This window comes from Gordonia sp. CNJ-863, assembly GCF_001942325.1.
Lineage (GTDB): Bacteria > Actinomycetota > Actinomycetes > Mycobacteriales > Mycobacteriaceae > Gordonia > Gordonia alkanivorans.
This window is the reverse complement of the sequence record NZ_MKKG01000033.1, coordinates 361296-369250: the sequence shown is the minus strand read 5'-3', so window position 1 is coordinate 369250 and position 7955 is coordinate 361296. Positions and strand designations below refer to the sequence as shown.

At 65.7% G+C, this 7955-nt stretch carries 7 protein-coding genes; 2 read left to right on the top strand and 5 right to left on the bottom strand.

Features of this window, described 5'->3' with window-relative positions; genetic code table 11:
• On the top strand, window positions 1–1158 hold a 1158-nt coding region (locus tag BJF87_RS17580), incomplete at its 5' end, for an ISL3 family transposase (protein ID WP_075863652.1).
• Between the two features lie 538 nt (window positions 1159–1696).
• Here BJF87_RS17580 and BJF87_RS17570 read toward each other — a convergent pair.
• The 3 genes from BJF87_RS17570 to groL all read right to left on the bottom strand — a co-directional run bounded on the left by BJF87_RS17570 (window position 1697) and on the right by groL (window position 5080).
• Window positions 1697–2635 carry an MSMEG_6728 family protein gene (locus tag BJF87_RS17570; RefSeq protein ID WP_075863636.1) on the bottom strand — a complete coding sequence of 313 codons (939 nt, stop codon included), beginning with the start codon at window positions 2633–2635 and terminating at the stop codon, window positions 1697–1699.
• A 41-nt stretch (window positions 2636–2676) separates the two neighbouring features.
• Complete coding sequence (locus BJF87_RS17565) at window positions 2677–3321, bottom strand: DsbA family protein (RefSeq protein ID WP_075863635.1); 645 nt, start codon at window positions 3319–3321, stop codon at window positions 2677–2679.
• A 133-nt stretch (window positions 3322–3454) separates the two neighbouring features.
• The gene (gene groL, locus BJF87_RS17560; RefSeq protein WP_075863634.1) at window positions 3455–5080 is read right to left on the bottom strand and encodes a chaperonin GroEL; all 1626 of its coding nucleotides are present in this window, start codon (window positions 5078–5080) and stop codon (window positions 3455–3457) included.
• Between the two features lie 235 nt (window positions 5081–5315).
• Here groL and BJF87_RS17555 point away from each other — a divergent pair, with 235 nt between their 5' ends.
• Window positions 5316–6212, top strand: coding sequence for a TIGR03621 family F420-dependent LLM class oxidoreductase (locus tag BJF87_RS17555; RefSeq protein ID WP_035752059.1), 897 nt, complete (start codon window positions 5316–5318; stop codon window positions 6210–6212).
• 87 nt (window positions 6213–6299) lie between these two features.
• Here BJF87_RS17555 and BJF87_RS17550 read toward each other — a convergent pair whose 3' ends face one another.
• Together BJF87_RS17550 and BJF87_RS17545 are read right to left on the bottom strand one after the other, a co-directional pair.
• Entirely contained in the window at window positions 6300–6959 is a 660-nt protein-coding gene (locus tag BJF87_RS17550; protein WP_006358295.1) for a hypothetical protein, read from the bottom strand.
• 16 nt (window positions 6960–6975) lie between these two features.
• Window positions 6976–7752: an SDR family NAD(P)-dependent oxidoreductase gene (locus BJF87_RS17545; RefSeq protein WP_035752063.1), complete on the bottom strand. Its 777-nt coding sequence runs from the start codon at window positions 7750–7752 to the stop codon at window positions 6976–6978.
• Between the last annotated feature and the right edge of the window lie 203 nt (window positions 7753–7955).

Here is a 7955-nt window from a genome sequence, read left to right as displayed (position 1 = left end):
GGTCGGTTGCGTGATCATGTCGATCGTGAGGTGGCAGATCTACCGATCGTGGGCCATCCGACCCGGTTGCATCTGAGGGTGCCGCGCTACGCCTGCGAGAACGGCGCGTGTGGTCAGGGCATCTTTCGCGCCGACATCTCGGCGATCGTCGCGCCGCGCGCGGCGGTGACGCGCCGCACGATCGCGTGGATTCTTCGGCGGATGATTCTGGACAAGATGAGCGTCTCTGCGGTCGCCGCGTCGGTCGGGTTGGGCTGGAACACCGTGAATGCCCTCGCGTTGCAGGCGGCGCGTACGGTGGCTTCGGCGCCTGGCCGACTCGACGGTGTCAGGGTTCTCGGTGTTGATGAGCACAAGTGGAAACATGTTCGCGGCAATGGTGATTCGAGTTTCGTGACCGTGCTGGTCGACCTCACACCGATTGTGGATGGGACCGGGTCGGCGCGCTTGCTGGATATGGTGGGCGGCCGGTCCAAAGCGGCGTTGAAGGACTGGCTCGATGCCCGCGATGACTCCTTTCGGGACCGGATCCGGGTGGTCACCATGGACGGATTCACCGGGTATCGCACCGCGACCGCCGAGGCATTGGATAAGGCGCGGGCGGTGATGGACCCGTTCCACGTGGTCCATCTGGCCGCCGAGAAGCTCACAGTGTGTCGTCAACGCGTGCAACACGATACGTGTGGGCACCGCGGCCGCACGGGTGATCCGCTCTACGGTATCCGCCGACCACTGCTGACCCGGATCGCGTTGCTGACAGACAAGCAGAAGGCCCGGCTACGTAGCGGGTTGGAGGCTCACGAGGAGCACGTGGCCGTCTCGGTCACCTACGCGATCTACCAAGAGCTGATCAACGCCTACGGCCAGGAGAACAAGCGTGACGGCAAGATCGCGATGTACAAGCTGCTCAAACGGATTCATACCGGCGTTCCGTCCGGGCTGGCAGAGTTGGCCCAACTCGGCCGATCATTATGGGCGCGGCGTGCCGAGATCTTGGCCTACTTCGACACCGGCGCCTCCAACGGACCCGTCGAAGCGATCAACGGCCGCCTGGAACACCTCCGCGGGATCGCGTTGGGCTTCCGCAACCTCAACCACTACATCTTGCGGTCACTCATCCACTCCGGCGGCCTCGCACAACACCTCGACGCACTCTGAATCAGGAAGAGCCCGATATCGGTCTGCTCGAACCAATGGCCGTTCCCCTCACCTCCGCCGGCTCCATTCAGCAAATAGAGCGTGGGCCGAGGTGTCGACGTATCTCGGGGAACCAGCACGCGGATCGGGACATCCCGTTTCATCGCCACCGAATGCACGGTCATGTCGAGGACACGACCTTGCGTGACGGCTTGGGCAAACCGCTCGGCACGGGCCGTCCGCACCCCGTCATCAGCCGACGCCATGACCGGTATGGCAAGGGCTGCAACGGTTGTCAAGATGGAGACCAGCGCAGCGGTCACGCGTCGGTGGCGATCACCGCCAACAGCAGACATCGGTGTCCCTTCGGCTGACTTCAACCGCGCCACAGTCTTGACAACGGAATGCAAACGAATAGCAATCGATCCGGATACGACGGACGATACTCAACATCATCCGATTCGTCCGCTTTATGTCGAAGACCGGACCCGATTCGGCGGGCCGACCATTGCGTAATAGCCATCCGTAGCCGCTGATTCGCCATGCCAAGCCGGTGAATTCATCCACACGGACGACGTTTCGATTTCTCCACCTGATCGATCACGACGGGCACCGGGAACATCGTCCGCGGATTCTGCAGGAGCGCCGGCGGGATCACCGATGACCGTGCCACCGTGCCGGTCCACCGGACGCGCCGCCGATGTGGAACGAGAGTCTCGCCACGCCTGGTGAACTCGTAGTCGCTCTCGATGCTCCCGAGCGGGAGGATCGTCGGGTCGTCGGGATCGACGACCGCCACCTCATCGCCGGGAGCCAGGTCGTCGACGAAGGACGCGAGCACGCGAAGGTCCTTGCCCGGTCGCCGTCCCGGGCTGCACTCCTTGAGCAGGGCGCGTAGCCCATCGGCAGTGGCCGTCGCGGCGTCGGAGTCGATACCGGACTCCGTTCCGACACCGACGATGTCGCGCCGGCGGAACTCGTCGAACTGCTCCTTCGACGACGGCCGGACGATCCACACCGTGCGACCACGGTCATCCCGGTCGGGCGCCGATTCCGGCGGTTCCGGCCAGAAGTACGGGAGGTCGTCGGGCACGTCGCCGAACTCGGCGACGTAGAAGTCGGGGTCTTTGCGCAGCAACGCCGATCGGTGGCTGCGATGGAGGCGGTCGTCGCCCAGCCAGGGCGGCATCAAGCCGGCTTCGGCGAGATCCGACTGGGACGTGTCCACCGCCTCCGGTGCGAACTCGGCGATCATCGCGGCAGTGGTGTCCGCGCGTCCCTCCCGTAGCCAGACGTCGACGAAGGCGAGGCCATAGGAGACGAGTGCGGGAGTGTGCCCGCGCCACATGGTGACCGCCGGGTGGTTGCCCCAGCCGTAGTCGAACAGCTCGAGGGCACGCAGGATCTGCAGCGTCTCCACCCGCTGCTTGCCGAGCCGCGCAGGGTCCAGGGCCTCGGCGGACCGCCGGAAGTTCGGGTACGGCAGGAACGTCTGCATTCCCCTGCCTTACCCGCCGGGCACGGCAGTCCACACGTCGGTCAGTCTGTGTGCACGTTTTCCAGCACCTGGGTGAAGGTCTCGGCCGACTGGGCGCCGGACACGCCGTACTTGCCGTTGAAGACGAAGAACGGGACACCGCTGATCCCGTATGCCCGCGCCTGGTCGATGTCGGCGGCGACCGCCTGGGCATGGTCGCCGGATTCGAGCGCCGCGAGCACGGCGTCGCGATCCAACCCGACCTCGGCGGCCAGGTCGGCGAGCTCGGCGGGCCGGCCGACGTGCCGACCCTGCTCGAAGTAGGCCTGGAACAGCCGTTCCGCCAGCTCGAGCTGCTTGCCGTGGGCGCGCGCGAAATGCAGCGCCTCGTGGGCCTTGAGGGTCTTGGTGTGCTGGAGGCTGTCGAAGTCGTAGTCGAGGCCGACGTCGGCCGCGATCCCGCGGACCTGCTCGAGCATCCCCTCGACCTGGGCGGCGGGCATCCCCTTGTGCCGCACCAGGAAGTCGATCTCCGAACCCTCGAAGTCGACAGGGGTGTCGGGTGCGAGTTCGTAGCTGCGATAGGTCACCTCGACGTCGTCGCGTCCGGCGAACTCGGCGAGACCCGCCTCGAAGCGACGCTTCCCGATGAAGCACCAGGGGCACGCGATGTCGGACCAGATGTCGACGGTGATGGGAGAAGCCAAGTGGTCTTCAACCCCCTTCCGCCGCGCGCGGTTCCTGCGGGCGGCTCGTGGACCGATATACGAAACCGGCCCACTCCGAATGGGAGTGGGCCGGCCCGTGTGCTTTAGAGCTGGTCAAGCAAGGGGTTCTGAATCAGAAGCCCATGCCGCCCATCTCGTCGGCGCCCGGCATGGCCGGTGCAGCGTTCTTCTCCGGCTTGTCGGCGACGACGGCCTCGGTGGTGAGGAACAGAGCCGCGATCGAGGCTGCGTTCTGCAGCGCCGAGCGGGTGACCTTCACCGGGTCGTTGATGCCGGCAGCCAGCAGGTCCTCGTACTCACCGGTGGCGGCGTTGAGGCCGGTGCCGGTGGGCGAGTTCAGGACCTTGTCGGCGACGACGCCCGGCTCGAGGCCGGCGTTGACGGCGATCTGCTTGGCCGGAGCCGAGAGAGCGACGCGAACGATGTTGGCGCCGGTGGCCTCGTCACCCTCGAGCGAGAGCGCGTCGATGGCCGGCTCCGACTGCAGCAGGGCCACGCCACCACCGGCGACGATGCCCTCTTCGACGGCAGCCTTGGCGTTGCGCACGGCATCTTCGATGCGGTGCTTGCGCTCCTTGAGCTCGACCTCGGTGGCCGCGCCGGCCTTGATGACCGCAACACCGCCGGCCAGCTTGGCCAGGCGCTCCTGCAGCTTCTCACGGTCGTAGTCGGAGTCGCTGTTCTCGATCTCGCCACGGATCTGGGCCACGCGACCGGCGATGGCGTCGGGATCGCCCGCGCCCTCGACGATGGTGGTCTCGTCCTTGGTGACGACGACCTTGCGGGCGGTGCCGAGCAGCTCGACGCCGGCGCCCTCGAGCGAGAGGCCGACCTCTTCGCTGATGACCTCGCCACCGGTGAGGATGGCGATGTCGGCCAGCATGGCCTTGCGGCGGTCACCGAAGCCCGGTGCCTTGACGGCGACAGACTTGAAGGTGCCCTTGAGCTTGTTCACGACCAGGGTCGACAGGGCTTCGCCCTCGACGTCCTCGGCGATGATCAGCAGCGGCTTGCCGGCCTGGATAACCTTCTCCAGCAGCGGCAGCAGGTCCTTGATGGTCGCAACCTTGCCCGAGACGAGCAGGATGTACGGGTCGTCGAGGACGGCTTCCTGGCGGTCTGCGTCGGTGACGAAGTAGCCCGAGATGTAGCCCTTGTCGAAGCGCATGCCCTCGGTGAGCTCGAGCTGCAGGCCGAAGGTGTTGGACTCCTCGACCGTGATGACGCCTTCCTTGCCGACCTTGTCCATCGCCTCGGCGATGAGCTCGCCGATCGAGGAGTCGCCGGCCGAGATACCTGCGGTAGCAGCGATCTGCTCCTTGGTCTCGACCTCCTTGGCGCTCTTCAGCAGCGACTCGGTGACAGCCTCGACGGCCTTCTCGATGCCGCGCTTCAGACCCAGCGGGTTGGCGCCGGCAGCGACGTTACGCAGACCCTCACGAACGAGAGCCTGGGCCAGAACGGTGGCGGTGGTGGTGCCGTCGCCCGCGACATCGTCGGTCTTCTTGGCGACTTCCTTGACCAGCTCGGCGCCGATCTTCTCGTAGGGATCCTCCAGCTCGATCTCCTTGGCGATGGAAACACCATCGTTGGTGATCGTGGGGGCGCCCCACTTCTTCTCCAGAACGACGTTGCGACCCTTGGGTCCCAACGTCACCTTGACGGCGTCGGCGAGGCTGTTGAGGCCCCGCTCGAGGCCGCGACGGGCCTCTTCGTCGAACGCGATTTGCTTGGCCATGGGTAAGTGATCCTCCGAAGGGGGTGACACTAGGTTCGTATGGCCGGAACTCGGTGCCCGCGACGGACGACCGGTGTGTCATTCGGTACCGATCTCACCGTCCCGACCTGGCACTCACAGCTCGCGAGTGCCAACGTCCGTTTTAGCACTCGCCCCTGCCGAGTGCAAGGTTGCACCGGACCGGGGCCACCGCATTCGCCCGGCCGGCCGCGGCGACCCTGGTTACGTTGAGGACATGTCTCTCGCGTCCAGGGCGTTCCGGTTCGGGGTCAACATGCTCGCAGTGGACTCCAGCGCGTCGTGGGAAGGCCGCGCGCGACACGTCGAACAGCTCGGCTTCGACGTCCTGCTGGTCCCGGACCACCTGGGCATCCCGAGCCCTTGGCCTGCGCTCGCGACGGCCGCCGCCGCCACCGAACGCCTCCGCGTCGGGCCCTTCGTCCTCAACGCGGCATTCACCAACCCGGTGCTGCTCGCCCGCGACGTGGCGACCGTCGACCAGCTGTCCGACGGCCGTGTCGAGCTCGGCCTGGGCACGGGCTACGTCAAGGAGGAGTTCGAGGCGGCCGGAATCGAATTCCCAACGGCCGGGCGCCGCGTCGACCATCTGGGCGACACCGTGGCCCGGGTGACCTCACTGCTCTCCGCCCCCGAGCACACCCCACGTCCGGTACAGGGGCGCGTGCCTCTGCTTCTCGGCGGCAACGGCGACCGTGTGCTTCGGATGGCCGCCGAGCACGCCGACATCGTGGGGTTCACCGCGGCGCGCACCGGTCGGAAAGGTGACCTCGAGCCGCTATCGGCCACGGACTTCGACGAACGGGTCGCGTTCGCACGCGACGCGGCCGGCGCCAGGTCCGGCGATGTCGAGTGGAACCTGCTGATGCAGATCGTCGTGGTCACCGACGACCCGCGACGCATCGCCGAGGAGAACATCGCGAAGTGGGAGTTGCCGATGAGTCCGGAGGAGTTCCTCGACCTACCGTCGGTCCTCATCGGCTCCGCCGCCGACATCGCCGCACGCCTCGTCGAACTCCGGAAGCGCACCGGGATCAGCTACCTCACTGTCCTCGAACCGGTCCTCGAGCAGTTCGCGCCGGTGATCGGGTTGCTGCGTGACATCGACCGCTGATTCCCACGACCCCGCACGACGAGCCGCCGCGGGGGTGGTTCCCCCGCGGCGGCTCGTCGACCGAAGCGAATCAGACCCTCGAACCGGTCACTGCGGCACGCCGTACTTGTCGATGATCGGAGCCAACAGTTCGGCGGCGCGCGCGCCGGTGATGACCTCGTCGTTGCCGACCTTGGTGACTACTTTGGACTCGGTGTCCTCGTAGACGTGCTCGCCGATCATCTTGCCGTCCTCGTCGTAGGGCCAGAAGAAGGCGAGCGTCCGGCGGACAAGGTAGAACGAGTCGGCGTCGTACTGTGACGACGAGGGTGCGCCCGGATCGTTGTTCACCGAATCGAAGACGTTGTCGCCGAGCAACGCACCCGGCACGAACTGGCTGAACTCGGCCTCTCCGGCGAAGCCCCAGTCGTGCACGGCCATCTTCTGCTTTCCCGTCCACATCACGAGCATGTCCATCGCAGCGAGCTGCTGATAGAAGGCGCGAACCGTGTCCATCCCGTCGAGGATGGTCCCCTGCCCACCTTCGAAGAGCCGGTAGTGCGGATGCGGGACGGTCATGTTGGGTGCGAGCAGTTCCTCGTAGCGACCGGAGACCTCCAACAGTCCATGCCTGCGATAGTTGATGAGGATCTTGCGGTGCTTGGGATTCTCCAGGGTGTCTATGAGGTCGTCGACGTCGTCCATCATGTGGACGAACTCCTCCTCATACGACGTACGGGTGGCAACGGAAACGTGGGCTGTACTCATTGTTGTGCTCTCTCCTTCACAGGTACTTGCTGAGGTCTGGGTAACTACCGATCTCGTAACCGCCGTCGACGACGAGGCTGGAACCGGTGATGTAGCTGGCGTCACCGGAGGCCAGGAACACCGCGGGGGCCGCGAGCTCCGACGGCTTGGCCGGCCGCTTGAGGACTGCGTTGGCGTCGAATTCGGCCATGATTCCCTCGTTTTCGAGGATGAAGCCGGCCATCGGGGTGTCGACGAGACCGGGCAGGACCGAGTTGACGCGGATTCCGTGGCGCCCCAGTTCGAGGGCCGCGTTCTTGGCGAACATGTCTGCACCGGCTTTGCCTGCGGCATACGCACTTCCGCCGTACAGCGGAATGTGGGCATTGACCGATGACACGACGACGATCGATCCGCCGTTACCGGCACGGATCATGCTCTGCGCCGCGTACTTGGTGCAGAGGAACACACCGCGCAGCACGATGTCGACGGTGAAATCCCATGTTTCCCCGTCCAAGTCGGTGATCGGACCAGGACGGATCGCGCCGGCCACGTTGAACAGACTGTCGAGGCCGCCGAGGTCGGACTCCGCACGGGCGACCGCCGCCTGGATGTCGCCCGCGTCGGTCACACTCCCCGGCTGGGCAATGTAGTTGTCGCCGAGCTGTTTTGCCGCGTCGTCCAGACCACCGGAGTCGAGATCGAAGGCGACCACCGACCCTCCGTCGGCGATGAGGCGCTCGGCGATCGCGTACCCGATTCCGGATGCGGCTCCGGTGACGATCGACCGTTTGGGTGCTGAAGAATTGGACATGATTTCCCGTCGTACGAGGAGTGAGAAAGTCGCCGCGAAAGATGGCGGCGAGTCGGCCGGAATGATCTCCGGCACCGATGCCCGAGCCCGCGATCGGCGGGACTGATCAGACCTTCGGTGTGAGGTCAATCATCGACCTCGGCACAACGTCGCGTCCATGACATATCCACTCGCTACCGTTAGCCTTTTGCCTAACATCGCAG

Coding starts and splice junctions, on each gene's coding strand:
- BJF87_RS17545 (WP_035752063.1), bottom strand. CDS start 7,752: ATGTCCAATTCTTCAGCACCCAAACGGTCGATCGTCACCGGAGCCGCA.
- groL (WP_075863634.1), bottom strand. CDS start 5,080: ATGGCCAAGCAAATCGCGTTCGACGAAGAGGCCCGTCGCGGCCTCGAG.
- BJF87_RS17570 (WP_075863636.1), bottom strand. CDS start 2,635: ATGCAGACGTTCCTGCCGTACCCGAACTTCCGGCGGTCCGCCGAGGCC.
- BJF87_RS17550 (WP_006358295.1), bottom strand. CDS start 6,959: ATGAGTACAGCCCACGTTTCCGTTGCCACCCGTACGTCGTATGAGGAG.
- BJF87_RS17555 (WP_035752059.1), top strand. CDS start 5,316: ATGTCTCTCGCGTCCAGGGCGTTCCGGTTCGGGGTCAACATGCTCGCA.